Raw genomic sequence first — 15,401 nt, forward strand, 5'->3', positions numbered from 1 at the left:
GATAGTCCCACTACATAAAGCCAAAATTATCAATGACAGTTATCCCTGTTACGGGATTAAAATCTTTATAGAGGATTTATAAGAATAGTTGTAAAGCAGGGGAATGTGTAGGAAAAACCTGAGGCAAATCATTAGAAATACTAATGTAATCACAGCAAAAAACCACATCTTAGCGGAACCTGTCAGCTATTTTGAGATGACAGGCCCCGCTAATGATTAATGCTGTGGGTCTTTATCCGCAGGGGGTTTACGCGTTTTTGTCCACTCCCGCAGCCGCTGGATATGCAGATACAGAGCCGGAATGAAGAAAATCCCGACAGCGGTGGCCATTAACATGCCGCCAAACACCGTGATACCAATAATCTGACGGCTCATTGCTCCCGCACCACTGGCAAACACCAACGGCATCACGCCAAGGATAAACGAGATTGCCGTCATCATCACCGCGCGGAAACGCTGTTTGGCACCGTCTTGTGCCGCCTGGGCAATAGTCGCCCCCTCTTCCCGACGGGCTTTGGAGAATTCGACAATCAATATCGCATTCTTGGCCGCCAGCCCTATCAAGAGCACCAATCCGATTTGTGCATACACATCATTGGCAAAGCCCATCGCTGACAACCCTGCGACCGCACCGCCCACCGCAAATACCACCGAGAGGATCACCACCAGCGGTATACTCCAGCTTTCATACTGAGCCACCAGGAACAAGTAAGCGAACACTAATGCCGCCAGATAAATAAACACCACCTGCCCGCCGGTTTGCTGCTCTTGCCATGACATCCCACTCCAGCTATAGCTGTAACCTTGCGGTAAATTCTGTGCTAATAGCGCCTCCATCGCCGCCATTGCCTGCCCTGAACTGGCCCCATCAGCCGCAGACCCGCTAATCGCTACCGAGGGGAACTGATTAAAATTGCTGATAAACGGCGCGCCAACTGAGGGGGTCAAAGTGACCAGATTCGCTAAACTGACCAATACGCCGTTATCGCTGCGCACATTCAAACTATTGATCTGCGCGCTACGCTGACGGAAATCCATATCATTTTGTAATTGCACTCGAAACATACGGTTATTGAGGGTGAAATCACCGGCATTCATCCCCCCGAGTGAGGTCTGTAAAGTCTGGAAAATACGACTGACTGGCACCTGTAATAACGCGGCACGATCGCGGTCAATACTCAGATTGATTTCAGGTACTGAAGCACTGAAGGTGGTAAACACCCGACTCAGCTTTGGGTCTTGGTTGGCAGCAAAAATAACCCCCCTGACTGACCTGTGCCAGTTCCTGCGGGGTTTGCCCCAACAGGGCTTGAATCCGCAAATCAAAGCCCGAAGCACTGCCTAAACCAGCAATCGCCGGTGGGTTAACCGCCATGATCATCGCCGAGGGAATGGCCGCCAGATTAGCCTGAATATTTGCCAGTACCTGATCAATATGTGGCCGTTGCCCCCAAGGTTTAAGCATCACAATCGCAAAACCGGCATTCGGCGAGTTATTGCCACTAAGCAAGCTGAACCCAGTGATTTTGATCACATCCTCGACCGCATCGTTGGCGGTCACCTGCTGGTACATCTGGTCCATTACCGTCTGCGTGCGATTCAAAGACGCCCCATCGGGCAGTTGCAAACTGACAAAGAAATAGCCCTGATCCTCTTCCGGCAAGAATGAGGTTGGCAGGCGGGTATAGCCCCACCAGGTTGCCAACCCCACCAGCAGCAATGCGGCAATACTGAATACAGCGCGGCTACTGATTCGTCCTGTTAATGAGACATAGCCATCACGAGCACTGTCCAACCCGCGGTTAATGCCGCCAAACACGCCGCTAGTCGACAACGTACGGCGCTTAAGCAATACCGCACATAATGCGGGGCTTAAGGTTAATGCATTGATACTGGACAAAATAACCGCAGCCGAGAGGGTGACAGCAAACTGTCGATACAGCTCCCCGACAATGCCAGGCAAGATAGCAATGGGCACAAATACCGCCATCAGCACCAGTGTGGTGGCAATAATTGGCCCGGCAATCTGGCTCATTGCCTGTTTGGTTGCTTGCGCTGGGGTGAGATCTGGATCATTTGATAGCAAACGCTCGACGTTTTCAACCACCACAATGGCGTCATCCACCACAATAGTCAGTGCCAAAATAATCGCGAACAAACTGAGCGTATTCGCTGAGTAACCAAAGACATACAACACAGCAAAGGTGCCCAGCAGCGAAACCGGAATGGTGAGCGCGACAATAAAGGTCGCCCGCATGTTTTGTAAAAACAGATACACCACCGCTAACACCACAATCAGCGTCAATGTCAGTGAAAGCGCGATTTCATGCAAGGTTGCCGTGACCGGCAAAGTGGAGTCATAGTTGATTTCATAGGTCAGATCAGTTGGAAAAGAGGCCGACAGGCGAGCCATCTCATCCCGCACGCCATTTGCCACATTTAACGCATTGGCACCGGGTACCGGATAAACCACCAAAAAGGCTGACTCAGTTTGGTTTTGCGCCGCACTGACTTGATAATTTTGCGCCCCGAGCGCCACGCGCGCAACATCACCCAGCCGAATCATACCGCCCTGGGGATTGCTGCGAATAATGACATTGGCAAATTCCTGTGGGTCACTCAGCCGCCCTTGCCCGCTAATGGTCAGGGTTTGCTGCTGGTCTGGCGTCGACGGGGACGAACCAATCTGCCCTGCTGCCGCCTGCACGTTCTGCTGTTGTAATGCTGCGATAATGTCCTGCACGCTGACATTCAGCGATTCCATGCGTTGCGGATTCAACCACACGCGCATGCTGTAATCCCGCGCACCAAACACCTGTACATCACCCACACCATTGATTCGCGCAATAGCATCTCGCAGCTGTATGCTGGTGTAGTTACTTACAAACAAGGCGTCATGAGTCTGTTTCGGCGAGAAGACACTCACGCCCAATAGCAGGTTAGAAGCGCGTTTGCGCACTGAAATACCATTTTCATTCACTTCAGCCGGGAGCTGAGCGCTCACCTGAGAAATGCGGTTTTGCACCTCAACTGCCGCCATATCCGGATCAGTGCCGCTGGCGAAGGTAATACTCAGTTGATAGCTGCCGTTATTGCCACTGGTAGACTCCATATACAACATATTGCTGACACCATTGACCTGAGCCTCCAGCGGCGACGCAATAGCTTGCGCCACATCGCGGGCACTGGCCCCCGGATAAACGGCACTGACCGACACAACTGGCGGCGTGATATCTGGATATTGCTCGACCGGAATCACATGCAGTGACACCCAGCCAACAATGGTTATCACTAGCGCAATAACAATGGCGAACTTGGGGCGACGAATAAAGAAATGCAGCATCTGTCCTTCCCCTTAGTTCGCAGTCAGCGGCGTGGCAATACTGGCGCTCACTGTCATACCCGGACGAACATGCTGTAGCCCCGATACAATCACTCGCTCGCCCACTTTCAGCCCATCTTTCACTTCATATTGCTGTTCAAACTGCTCGCCGAGGGTGACCGGCCGCACTTCAACCTGATCTTTGTCTGTTACTACCAACACAAAATGGCCCTGCTTATTTTGTTGCAATGCCGCAATCGGGATGGCGGTAACCGCTTTTGCGGTTTCAGCCGCCAGCGAGACATTCACCACCCCACCGGGCAATAACAAATGCCGAGGGTTATCAAAACGGGTGCGAATCGTCACCGTGCCGGTCTGTTTATCAATTTGATTATCGACAGATTCAAAAACACCGCTTTCTGGATATTGCTTACCATTTGCCAATTGAATACGCGGAGTGAAATGCTCAAATACCAATGCGCTGTTGTCGCTGGCAGAGGCTACACCTGTCGTGGATAACTGATAGGTGGCAGTGATGTAATCTCTTTCATTTACCGCTATAGCCACCCGAATAGGGTCAAGTTGCACAATACTCACTAAGGTGCCACTGGCTGGATTAATCAAACTGCCAACATTAAAGCGACTGTGACCAATTTGGCCGGTGATCGGGGCATAAATATGGGTAAAACTGAGTTGTAGTTGTTGAATCTGCAAGTTTGCTTGTGCCTGAGCCACCGCCGCTCGGCTGATATCTCGCTGCGCTTGCGCTTCATCGACTTCAGCCTGACTGACCGAGCGGTTATTGCCTAAACGCTGTAAGCGGGTGAGATTCACCTGTGCATGGTTGGCGCTGGCGGTTGCACTGTCTAACTGGGCCTGTGCTTGAGTTACAGACGCCTGATGCAAAGCAGGATCAATTTCATATAGGAGATCCCCCTGCTTAACCATCTGGCCTTCAGTAAACAATCTGGCGGCAATAAACCCTTCGGTTCGGGTTGTTACATCCACCGCCTGAATAGCTTCCACCCGTCCGAGAAACTGCAATGCACTATCTGGGGTTGCTGAGGTCACGACTGCAACTGTCACCGCTGGTAAAGGTGTTGCGGCCATGACGCTCTGAGAGCCAATACTCAGTATTAATACAGCGGCATATACGGGCAGATAATCGCGCCGAGCACATAAGGCTCGCTGCACGTTAAGCATTATCGTGTCGCGAACCCAATTTAGTGTAGACATGGTCATTCATTCCTTGCTCTCGGCGGGTAATTGGTTCGGATAGGATGTAAAAAGCTTAGTTTGATTAATAATAATCTGAAGTCACTTTAACGTCTTGCGACAAAAATTCATATTGCTGACCGCTGCCTGAGTCATAATCCTCTCAGCACACTTCGAATAGATTCGCGCAGTAAATAGGGTAGGTAAACCGCTAGTTTGGCTTTACTCTCATTCTTTTTCGATAGAAAAAGAGCAAGAAAACATCATATTATTCTAAGCTCAAATAATAAGTCAGATGAATTATGCTAGTTTGTATTGCCTCAGAGCCTTCAGTTCCTGTGGATTAAACCGATATTTAATAAGTATGCCCCACAGATTTCCAGCTACCGGAAGATGCAGTAAGCCAGAAGTTAATCAGTCTGGAGCCAATTTGGACGATGACGGGTATAAAGGAATTGACTATGACAAACTCCACCCCGCCAGAACCGCGGGCAAGAGGGGAAAATGTTTTCTTTGCCAAGCGGACTTTGCAAACCATGGCATTGTTAGTTGCGGCAACGATTATTATTGCCGCAGCAGGCATAATCTATATCGCGTCACAATTAAATGAACAAGCGGTATCCCAAAGCCGGTTTCTGGTGGAAAAAGCATGGGAAATGCGCCAAAAATCCATAAAAACCAGAATAAAAGATAACTCTTTTTGGGGTGATGCTTATAAACATTTGCATGTCACAGTTGACCCTGACTGGGCCTTTGTCAGCCAAAATATGGGGCCATCACTTTACGAAAACTTTGGCTATGAGGGTGTTTTTGTTATTGATGGACAAGGGAACACTCGTTATTCCGTCATCAACGGGCAATTGGCGAATACCCACCTACAAGACTGGCTCCACGAAGATATTACGCCGTTTATAGATTCAGTGCGCAGTCAGGCTGAAAAAGAGTATGCGGCCACAGAAATCATCAATGTTAATGGGCTACCGGCCGTCATTGCTGCGGCCGCAATCACCCCCGGCAATGACCCTCGAGTTCAAGCCGTTGCTGGCCCGCCGTCAGTTCTGGTCTTCGCCAACTTATTGACCCAAAGTGAGTTGAATATTCTGGGGGAGAATTACGGTCTTCATCAACTCCGCATTCCCCAGGATGAAAAAGATGCCGCGTCCAATCCCTCACTACAATTATCGTCAAATGACAACAGTCGTGTAACACTGCTGTGGAATCAAAACATGCCGGGCGCTCAACTACTCAATATCTTGCTGCCACTGCTAGGGTTGGTTGCACTGGTGCTTGGGCTGAGCGGTTGGTGGGTTCTGCGCCGCGCCATGGCAGAGGCGCGCACTGCCGATGAAAATAAAGCAGCGTTAATCGCCAGCGAAGAGCGCTTTCGTCACGTGGCTGAAGCGGCTACTGATTGGCTCTGGGAAACAGATGCCGATCTGCGCATCACTTATCTATCTCAGCGATTTTTAACGATTACCGGGCTAAGTGTTGAGCACTGGCTGGGCCGTAATCTCGATTCACTGCTAAATTGTGACGTGATCCCGCTGCGCTCTTGGCTGCAATACACACATTTGACTGAGTCGCGCAATGAGCTGCAATGCACCTATTTCTCCGCCAAAGGCGACAAACGTATTTGTCGGATTTATGCCAAACCTATCATCAAAAATGACCAGAATATTGGGTTTCGGGGCACCGCCTCGGACATCACCCGAGAGATAGAAGCGCAGGAGCGAATCCAACACCTTTCTCTGCATGATGCGCTAACTGGTTTACCCAACCGCCTGCGAATGAAAGAGTTTTTAGAAAACAAACTACACAACCTGGCCGCTGCGCCGCATCCGTTGGTGATCCTCAATGTCGATCTGGATAAATTCAAACCGGTTAACGATACCTTTGGTCATGTGGCGGGCGATCAGGTGTTACATCAGGTGTCTGAACGCCTGAGAAGCTGTTTGCGCGATCAGGATTTAGTGGCTCGCCAGGGAGGGGATGAGTTCATTCTGATTATTAGCGGGCTATCTTCAACCAAAGAAATAGAACAGCTCTGCGCCCGTGTTATCGCCCGTATCGAAAGCCCGTATCTCATTAATGAGAAAGATATTTTCATCAGTGCCAGCATCGGTATTGCCCTGGCGCCGCAGGACTCGATGCAAGCCGAGGAGCTGTTACGCTTTGCTGATATTGCTATGTATGAAGCCAAAAACAGTGGCAGTAATCGCTGGAGTTTCTATTCCAGTGAAATGAATGACCGCTTGATGCAACGCAGTGAGCTGGAGCGTTTCTTGCGCCAGGCGATTAAACATAATGAATTTAGCCTTTACTATCAGCCGCGCTATCGTATTAAAGGGACGCAACTGACCGGTGCCGAAGCTCTGGTACGCTGGAATCACCCGGTATTAGGGCTGCTAATGCCAGATCAATTTATTGCTCTGGCAGAAGAAACCGGCCTTATCACTGCCATCAGTGATTGGACAATGCTGCAAGCCTGTCAGGATGCAGCAACATGGCCGGCATCACTGATTATTTCAGTCAATATTTCTGCTATTGAATTCAGAAGCCAACGGCTGATCGAACGTGTGCGGCAAGTCCTGCTGTTGAGCGGCTTACCCAGTCATCGGCTGGAACTGGAAATCACTGAGCGAATAATGATTGAAGATGCAGATGGGGCATTTAAAACCATGACAGCCTTAAAAGCCTTGGGGGTGCGTTTATCAATGGATGATTTTGGCACTGGATATTCGTCACTGAATTATCTGCGCCGTTTCCCCTTCGATGGCCTGAAAATTGATAAGAGCTTTATTGATGAACTAACGCAATCCCATGAAGGTCGGTCGATTGTGGAGGGCATTATTAACCTCGGCCACGCCCTGTCCATGACCGTGACCGCTGAGGGGGTTGAAACCGCAGAACAACTTGAGCATCTGCAAACGTTAATGTGTGATGAGGCTCAGGGCTATCTGTTAGGAAAACCGATGAAATTAAGTGAGCTATTAAATATTACTCATCAGGCTGGATACAGTGAGTAACCTTGCAAGAGGTACCGCTCAGTCTCCAGATTAATTGTTCACAGAGGCTGAGCGGTAATAGGTATTTTACGAGGTGGGTTAGCTTTTGGCTTTGAAATTAATAATGTCGTAGACCAATCCATCTATTGTACTTTTTACTTGATTAGCGGTGATCGGTTCACCACTGTTACTCACTTCCTTACCATAAGCTTTACGTACCACGACAATGACTGGTTTTCCGGTATTGGAGTCGATAACCTGTACTTCCAGGTAAAGTGCGGCTTGTTGTGCCCTATTACCACTGGCTGCCATGGTTCCGGCAATAACAGCAGCGATAGGTATCATCTCATAGACTTCAAGATTTTTATCTTCGGCGGAAACCGCAGTAATGGCGGCCCGAACAATCAATGTATTACGTCTTTTCGGAGAATTGACTAACGGCAATTGGTGGCTAACAGCTTCTTTAAGTCTTTTATTCGCGTAAGCCAGTATTTCATCTAATGTTTTTTGATTTACTCGATGAGTAGGTGTAGAACTTGGGTAATAGACCAATGGCGTATAATAAACACCGGTGTATTTCTTAGCATTAAAATCGGGGGAGACCCAGCGTAATACTTTTTGGCCACTCGCGGATTCAGCTTCTTGCAACTTACTATAATCACTAATAAAACCAGAGTATTGCGCACTGGTTGTTACGTTTGAAGTGCATCCTGCCACAAATATCCCGATGGTAAATAACGCCGCTATTTTATAACTATTCAGAATGGCCATTGTATTTTCCTATATGTTTATTAGGGAACTAAAAAACAGAGATGTAGAAAAAGACCAAGAAGACAAAAAAATGACAGTGCTCTCCATTCAAATTTTAAACCATGGCAAAACATTTGCTGGATATTATTTAAATAATAACAAGCCTCCCAAGAGGCTCATAATTAATTTGAATTTGGAAATAAAATCAGGCGAGAATTAATACGTCAAGGTTTCCAATTGATAAAGGCCATCAAGGAAGGCTGGCACAAAACTCCCCGGCCCTGCGACGTGTTGAGATACTTGCCCCCCGACCTGCGACATAATTCGGCAAGCGGTCGCAACGTGGTGCAAACGATCCCCTTCTAGCGCACAAAACGCCGCCACCACCGCAGACAACGCGCAGCCAGTTCCGACCACACGGGTCATTAGCTTATCGCCACCGGTCACCGCAACATCGCGCTGACCATCAGTGATGTAATCAACCTCCCCCGTCACCGCAACCACTGTCTGGGTGCGCTGTGCCAATTGGCGAGCGGCCGGTAATGCCGCCAGTGACGTATCGACACTATCAACACCGCGCCCCATGGTTGCCATACCACTCAACGCCATGATCTCTGAGGCATTTCCACGTATAGCCGCAGGTTTTAGGGTGAGTAAATGGCGGGCAAAATCAGTGCGATATGCCAGACCACCCACAGCAACCGGATCGAGTACCCATGGCGTGCCCGCTTGATTAGCTGCGGTTATCGCGCTCAGCATCGACTCTGCTCGCGCCCGATGCAACGTACCAATATTGATAAGCAAACTGTTCGCCATGGTACTGAATTGCGCCGCCTCTTGCGGCTCTACCACCATCGCAGGGAAAGCCCCCAGTGCGAGTAACACATTGGCGGTAAATGACTGCACCACTTCGTTAGTCAGACAATGCACCAATGGCGGCGTGGCACGAAATTGCTGTAAGCAAGCGCTGGCCAGTGCATCTGGGAATGAATCCATCAAATAATCCTCCAATAGCCACTTTTGATCGCACCCACTCTAACAAGGCAACCCTTCTGTTGTCGTCGTTTGATATTACTCCCTGATCAGCTACGCGCAGCCGCTATTAATGCCTGCCCCAGCGCCAGACCACCATCACCGGCGGGCAGGCGCTGGGGCATCAATAATTTGAAATCATGCAGTTGCTCGCGGAGTAATTGGCGCAGTAACCGGTTATGCAGCACTCCGCCCGAAAAGGCAATAGTATCAATGCCAAAACGCTGTGCCGCCTGTCGAGCCAGGCTGGCAAAGCCCTGCGCCAGCGCAAAGTGGAAAGCATAAGCGCGCTCAGCCGGTGCTGCATCAAAAGCCAGCCATTGCTGCCAAAAAGTGGTCAAATCTAATTGATTGCCGAGCAGTGGCATAGTGACGGGCGGAGCTGTTCTGGAACTTTGCCAGGCCAGCGCTTCCAGTAAACACGCGGCTTCTCCCTCCCAACTGATGGTCGGTGGCACAATATTCAGCGCCGCCGCTACCGCATCAAATAATCGCCCCGCCGATGAAGCCAGTGGTGCATTAATGCCACGCGCAATCGCCCGCGCCAGTATATCCCCCTGCGGCAAAGGGATAGCCACTGCGGCGGGCAAGTTTTGCCAATTCGGTACAAAACGCTGAAACTGTGCCAGTAAATTGCGCCACGGCTGACGAGAGGCTAGATCCCCGCCGGGTAAGGCCACCGCAGGCAAACCGCCCACGTATTCACAATTCACATAATCCATCAGCAAACATTCACCACCCCATAAGTGACCATCAGCGCCATAGCCCAGCCCATCCAGCGCCAGGCCTATCACAGCTCCATCCTGACGCGGCCAACCATGTTCTGCCAGGCAAGCCGCCAAATGAGCATGATGATGCAGCACTTCCACGCAGGGAATGTTGTGTTGCGCCGCCCATTCTCGGCCAAATTGGTGGCTGACATAAGCGGGGTGCGCATCCACCACCACCACCTGCGGGGTAAAATGATAAATATCGCCAAACAGCGCGAGTAACTGCTGCTGTTGCTGCGCAATATCGCGATCGTCCAGATCACCCAAATGCTGGCTTAGCACCGCATTGCTGTCTCGCAGCAAGCAAAAGGTATTTTTCATATCGGCCCCCAGTGCCACAATCGCGGGTTGCTGGCTAAAGCCCGGCGGCAGCTCGAAAGCATCCGGTACATAGCCGCGAGCACGGCGCAGCATTTCGGCCCCATCTGGGGTAAGGCGCACTAGCGAGTCGTCGGCGCGCTGCACAATTTCCCTGTCGTGCAGCAGCCAGTGATCGGCAATCTCACTCAAGGCACTCAGGGCCTGTTGATTACTCAGAGCGGGCGGCTTACCTCTACCATTACCGGAGGTCATCACCAACGGGCGCGCCACCTGTTGCAGCAGCAAATGTTGCAGTGGGTTAGCAGGCAGCATTACGCCAATTTCGGGTAACTCCGGCGCGACCGCCGCACAAAGTGGGCTTTCCAGCTGCTTTGCCACTAACACAATCGGGGCGGCCGGGCTGCGTAGCAAACCGAGCAACGCAGTATGATCAGCACTTGATACACAGCTTTGCAGCCAATCGGCATCCGGTAACATTACTGCCAGCGGCTTGGACGGCCGATGTTTACGCTCGCGTAAGCGGGCCACGGCGACAGCATTGGTGGCATCCACCGCCAGATGAAAACCACCCAGCCCTTTGACGGCCACAATGTCGCCCGCCAACAGCGCAGCAGCGGCTTGCTCTAATGCGGAGAAGCCCTGCGCTAAAGCCTGCCCATCAGTTCCCGTTAGCCACAGTTGCGGGCCACAATCCGCGCAAGCATTGGGCTGGGCATGAAAACGACGGTCTGCGGGGTGGTCATATTCGCGCTGACAAGCCGCACACAGCGGGAACTTACTCATGGCGGTAAAAGGGCGGTCATACGGCATGCGCTGGATAATAGTAAAACGTGGGCCGCAATGGGTGCAGTTGATAAAAGGATAATGGTAGCGACGGTTAGCAGGGTTATTCATTTCACTCAGGCAAGCATCACAGGTCGCGGCATCCGGCACAATTTGGGTATCCATCTGCCCGGCCCCGCTGTGCTGAATCACGAAATCCAGCGGTGGCTGCGCCCAGTGGTATGGTGTGGCATCAATACTATCAATGTGCGCCAATGGTGGGCAATCTTGTGGCAATGCTTGTAAAAAATCAGCCACCGCCGGGGCTTGCCATAGGTGAACCGTCACCCCCGCGCTGTCGTTACTGACATCCCCTTGCAGGCCAAAACGGTGGGCAAGTTGCCAGATATAGGGGCGAAAACCCACCCCTTGCACCTTACCTTTTATCCGCAGGCACAGGCCATTTTTATCCACAAAAACTCCTTCGCAAGGCTGCCAGCAGCTTGTTTTATAGCTTGGAGATCGCGGGGCGACTGCACCGATGGGCGCTCCGGCGACTTACGTCGCTACGACCCATTCGGTACATTTCCCCGCTTATCAACTTGTTAATCGCCTGTCACTTCAAGGACAAATGGGATCAGCAGATTCGAGGTAGCGGCTCATCCAACGGCAAATCCAGTTTACGTGAAACGCCAAATGCGCCACATAATCGCACCTGTTTATTCTCGGTCACCTGCCCGATAACGGCGGCATCACGGCCGAGTGGGTGGCGCTGTAATTCAGCTAAAACAGCATCTTGCGCCTCAGGTGAGACCACCAGCACCAGCTTGCCCTCATTGGCAAAGTTGAGTGCATCCAGCCCGAGTAATTCGCAAATGCCGCGTACCGCCGGTTTTAATGGTAAATCCGCTTCGTTGATTTCCATGCCACAGCCGCTGGCGGCGGCGAATTCGTGCAGAATTGCCGTAACCCCACCACGAGTGGCATCACGCAACGCCCGCACACCGGTAATATGGCGTAGTGGCGCAATCAACGGTGCCAGTAGCGCGCAATCACTGGTCAGTTCCGCCTCCAGCCCCAAACCTTCGCGTAGATTTAGGATGGTTGCGCCATGATCACCTAAGGTGCCGCTGACAACGATCCGATCGCCCGCACGGATCATCGCCGTTCCCCACTGGATATCTGCTGGGATCACGCCGATGCCGGTGGTATTGATAAAGATCTTATCCGCCGCGCCGCGCTGAACCACTTTGGTATCGCCGGTGACTATCTGAATACCCGCTTGCTGTGCGGTGGCCGCCATTGAATACACAATGCGCTCCAGAGAAGCCATCGGTAGCCCTTCTTCCAGAATAAAACCACAGGAAAGATAGCGCGGAGTCGCGCCACTCACCGCCACATCATTGGCCGTGCCGCACACCGCCAGTTTGCCGATGTCGCCGCCGGGAAAGAAAATAGGATCAATCACATAGCTGTCGGTCGATACCGCCAGTCGATCCCCCTGTGCAACCAGATCCGCCAGCGCAATACGCGCCTGATCTTCCCGCTCATTCAGTGCCGGGTTAGAGAACGCCGCCAAAAACAGAGATTCGATCAAGCTCTGCATTGCCCGCCCGCCACTGCCGTGTGCCAAGGTAATCTCTTGTTTATTCATTTAGTTGTGGCCCATTGAAAACAATACCCAAAGTCATTGGGGTTGCAGGTAGGCAGCAAGCGAACGCCTTTCACATCCCTGCGGCCTCAAGTACGAGGGGCTATCGGTATTGATGATAAGCAGAGCAAGCCCCTTCGGAGGAAACCATCAGCGCCCCAAATGCATTATCTGGCGTGCATTCGCCACCAAACAGCGGGCATTGATCCGGTTTGCAACGACCGGTCAATACATCGCCGCAGCGGGATCGCGGATCATCGGCCACTCGTTGCTGTTGCGGGGTGAAGCGCCGCTCAGCATCAAACGCCTGATAAGCCGGGCTAAGCTGTACACCGGAATCGGCGATTTCGCCCAATCCACGCCACTCGCTGCGCTCTTTGGTTACAAATATCTCGGTCAGCGCCTGTTGCGCTAGCAGGTTGCCGCTGTCGGGCACAATGCGCCGATATTGGTTTTCTACCGCACAACGCCCACTGACCATCTGCTCCAGCAGCATCACCAGCCCTTGCAAAATATCCAGCGGCTCAAAGCCGGTGACCACCAGCGGTTTATTGAATTGGCTGCATATAAAGTCGTATGGCGTAGTACCAATCACCATGCTGACATGGCCGGGTGCGAGGAAACCGTCAATGCGCACATCGGGTTGTTGTAGCAGGCTGCGCAAGGTAGGAATGATAGTGATGTGCTGGCAGAACACGGTGAAGTTGCTCAGCCCCAGCCGTTTGGCTTGTTGCAATGTTAAGGCGGTAGCAGGCATGGTGGTTTCAAAACCGAGGCCGAAAAATACCACTTCGCGATCAGGATGGCGCTGTGCCAATGTCAGGGCATCCAGCGGCGAGTAAACCACACGAATATCTGCCCCGCGCCGCTTGGCATCCAGCATGGAGCCATGACGCCCCGGCACCCGCATGGCGTCGCCGTAAGTGCAGAAAATCACCTGTGGGTGAGCGGCAATTTCCAAACAACTGTCGATACGGCCCATCGGCAATACACACACCGGGCAACCCGGCCCGTGAACAAATTCCAAACCCTCTGGCAGCAGTTGATCCAGACCAAATTTGAAGATTGCGTGCGTGTGGCCGCCACACACTTCCATAATTTGCAGCGGCAAGCGTTGTTGATCGGCAAGTTGTGGCAATAAGTTTTCGATCCGCTGTAATAATGCACTGACCAGTGCCGGATCGCGGAATTCATCAACGTAGCGCATCATTAGCCTCGCTGGCGACATCATCCAGATCCAGCCCAACGGCCTGCATATGCGCTAACGCCGCCAGTGTTTGCTGGGCTTCTTCTTCATCAAGCAAGCTCATAGCAAACCCGACATGCACCAATACCCATTGGCCGAGCAGGTCAGACGGTGACTCGTCGCACACCAACGCGATATTGATTTCACGTTTGACACCGCTCACTTCCACCCATGCCAGTTGATGGATATCTTCCCCCACCGCCACTATTTTGCCGGGTACGCCTAAGCACATCGCTGTGCCTCCAGCCATTCCAGCCACAAATCCATCCCCTCACCGCTACTGGCTGACAACGCAATGACCTGAATATCCGGATTCACCTGACGGGCATAATTAATGCACTGTTCGATATCAAAATCCAGGTACGGCAGCAGGTCGATTTTATTGATAATCATTAGGGTGGAGGCGGCAAACATATGAGGGTATTTCAGCGGTTTATCTTCGCCTTCCGTCACCGAAAGCACCGCCACTTTATGGCGTTCGCCGAGATCAAAACTGGCGGGACACACCAAATTACCAACATTCTCAATAAACAACAGGCTGTCATTGCTGAGATTCAGGCGGTGGGCAGCATCATGCACCATCTGCGCATCCAGATGGCAGCCTTTACCGGTATTGACCTGAATCGCCGGAACACCGGTGGCGCGAATGCGTTCGGCATCATGAGTCGTTTGCTGATCACCTTCAATCACCGCGCAAGGCACTTGCCCAGCCAGCAGTTGCAAAGTGGTGGTCAACAGCGTGGTTTTGCCAGAACCGGGGCTGGAAACCAAATTCAGCGCCAAAATATGTTGCTCGACAAAATGCTCACGGTTATGGCTGGCTAACTGATTATTTTTGCTCAGCACATCTTGCTCGATTTGCAACAAACGGCGCTGCCCCATGCCCGGCGCATGGCCACCGGCTTCACCCTGCCCATAATGCAGCCCCAGCTTGTCAGCATGAACTTGCGGAGTGAAAGGCTCTGTGGTGGGGGCGTCTGTGTCATCGGGTTCGGTGTCCTCAGATTCAATGGTTGCCATCGGTTCTGGCGCTTTGCCATGATAGTGATGGTGAACATCGCCCTGATGGTAATAGTAGTGGTGATGAACAATCACTGGCTGTGTCCCCTTGGCAACATATTTGTGTTTATGTTTATGCTGAATCTTTTGCGTCGGGGCATCACTTTCGTGCTGGTCATGGTGGTGATGATCGTGGTGGTGGCCGTCATCGTGATGATGATGGTGGTGATCGTCATGGTGGGCGTGGTGGTGATCATCATGTTGATGATTGTCGTCGCCCTCGATCTTTCTCTCGCCGCTGGCGCAACCACAAGTCGTACACATAGGA

9 protein-coding genes and 1 pseudogene are annotated in these 15,401 nt (G+C 51.7%); 1 reads left to right on the forward strand and 9 read right to left on the reverse strand.

Annotated features, from left to right (window positions below; translation table 11 throughout):
- Nucleotides 1-216: 216 nt before the first annotated feature.
- Together FGL26_RS12355 and FGL26_RS12360 are read right to left on the reverse strand one after the other, a co-directional pair.
- Nucleotides 217-3,343 (reverse strand): annotated as a pseudogene (locus FGL26_RS12355) (efflux RND transporter permease subunit).
- A 12-nt stretch (nt 3,344-3,355) separates the two neighbouring features.
- Entirely contained in the window at nt 3,356-4,558 is a 1,203-nt protein-coding gene (locus FGL26_RS12360; protein WP_005173919.1) for an efflux RND transporter periplasmic adaptor subunit, read from the reverse strand.
- 440 nt (nt 4,559-4,998) lie between these two features.
- Between FGL26_RS12360 and FGL26_RS12370 the strand changes: the two genes are divergently transcribed.
- Nucleotides 4,999-7,563, forward strand: coding sequence for a bifunctional diguanylate cyclase/phosphodiesterase (locus tag FGL26_RS12370; RefSeq protein ID WP_005173920.1), 2,565 nt, complete (start codon nt 4,999-5,001; stop codon nt 7,561-7,563).
- Between the two features lie 78 nt (nt 7,564-7,641).
- Here the strand turns inward: FGL26_RS12370 and FGL26_RS12375 are convergent, their stop codons facing one another.
- The 7 genes from FGL26_RS12375 to hypB form a co-directional block, all read right to left on the reverse strand.
- Complete coding sequence (locus tag FGL26_RS12375; protein WP_005173921.1) at nt 7,642-8,313, reverse strand: DUF3313 domain-containing protein; 672 nt, start codon at nt 8,311-8,313, stop codon at nt 7,642-7,644.
- 195 nt (nt 8,314-8,508) lie between these two features.
- Nucleotides 8,509-9,288, reverse strand: a complete 780-nt coding sequence (thiM, locus tag FGL26_RS12385) for a hydroxyethylthiazole kinase (protein ID WP_005173925.1) — start codon at nt 9,286-9,288, stop codon at nt 8,509-8,511.
- Between the two features lie 86 nt (nt 9,289-9,374).
- Nucleotides 9,375-11,651 carry a carbamoyltransferase HypF gene (gene hypF, locus FGL26_RS12390; protein WP_005173927.1) on the reverse strand — a complete coding sequence of 759 codons (2,277 nt, stop codon included), beginning with the start codon at nt 11,649-11,651 and terminating at the stop codon, nt 9,375-9,377.
- Between the two features lie 163 nt (nt 11,652-11,814).
- Nucleotides 11,815-12,831: a hydrogenase expression/formation protein HypE gene (hypE, locus tag FGL26_RS12395; RefSeq protein ID WP_032903080.1), complete on the reverse strand. Its 1,017-nt coding sequence runs from the start codon at nt 12,829-12,831 to the stop codon at nt 11,815-11,817.
- 100 nt (nt 12,832-12,931) lie between these two features.
- Nucleotides 12,932-14,035 carry a hydrogenase formation protein HypD gene (gene hypD / locus FGL26_RS12400; protein ID WP_005173932.1) on the reverse strand — a complete coding sequence of 368 codons (1,104 nt, stop codon included), beginning with the start codon at nt 14,033-14,035 and terminating at the stop codon, nt 12,932-12,934.
- Nucleotides 14,022-14,306, reverse strand: a complete 285-nt coding sequence (gene hybG, locus FGL26_RS12405; protein ID WP_005173940.1) for a hydrogenase maturation factor HybG — start codon at nt 14,304-14,306, stop codon at nt 14,022-14,024. Before hybG ends, hypD begins: the two co-directional genes overlap by 14 nt.
- Nucleotides 14,297-15,397 (reverse strand): hydrogenase nickel incorporation protein HypB, encoded by a 1,101-nt coding sequence (gene hypB, locus FGL26_RS12410; RefSeq protein WP_005173941.1) that lies wholly within the window; start codon nt 15,395-15,397, stop codon nt 14,297-14,299. Before hypB ends, hybG begins: the two co-directional genes overlap by 10 nt.
- Nucleotides 15,398-15,401 lie beyond the last annotated feature (4 nt).

Source organism: Yersinia enterocolitica subsp. enterocolitica, from assembly GCF_901472495.1.
Lineage (GTDB): Bacteria > Pseudomonadota > Gammaproteobacteria > Enterobacterales > Enterobacteriaceae > Yersinia > Yersinia enterocolitica.

Excerpts from the sequence above, each read along its gene's own strand:
- FGL26_RS12360 (WP_005173919.1), bottom strand. The coding sequence starts at position 4,558 with ATGTCTACACTAAATTGGGTTCGCGACACGATAATGCTTAACGTGCAG.
- FGL26_RS12370 (WP_005173920.1), top strand. The coding sequence starts at position 4,999 with ATGACAAACTCCACCCCGCCAGAACCGCGGGCAAGAGGGGAAAATGTT.
- FGL26_RS12375 (WP_005173921.1), bottom strand. The coding sequence starts at position 8,313 with ATGGCCATTCTGAATAGTTATAAAATAGCGGCGTTATTTACCATCGGG.
- thiM (WP_005173925.1), bottom strand. The coding sequence starts at position 9,288 with ATGGATTCATTCCCAGATGCACTGGCCAGCGCTTGCTTACAGCAATTT.
- hypE (WP_032903080.1), bottom strand. The coding sequence starts at position 12,831 with ATGAATAAACAAGAGATTACCTTGGCACACGGCAGTGGCGGGCGGGCA.
- hypD (WP_005173932.1), bottom strand. The coding sequence starts at position 14,035 with ATGCGCTACGTTGATGAATTCCGCGATCCGGCACTGGTCAGTGCATTA.
- hybG (WP_005173940.1), bottom strand. The coding sequence starts at position 14,306 with ATGTGCTTAGGCGTACCCGGCAAAATAGTGGCGGTGGGGGAAGATATC.
- hypB (WP_005173941.1), bottom strand. The coding sequence starts at position 15,397 with ATGTGTACGACTTGTGGTTGCGCCAGCGGCGAGAGAAAGATCGAGGGC.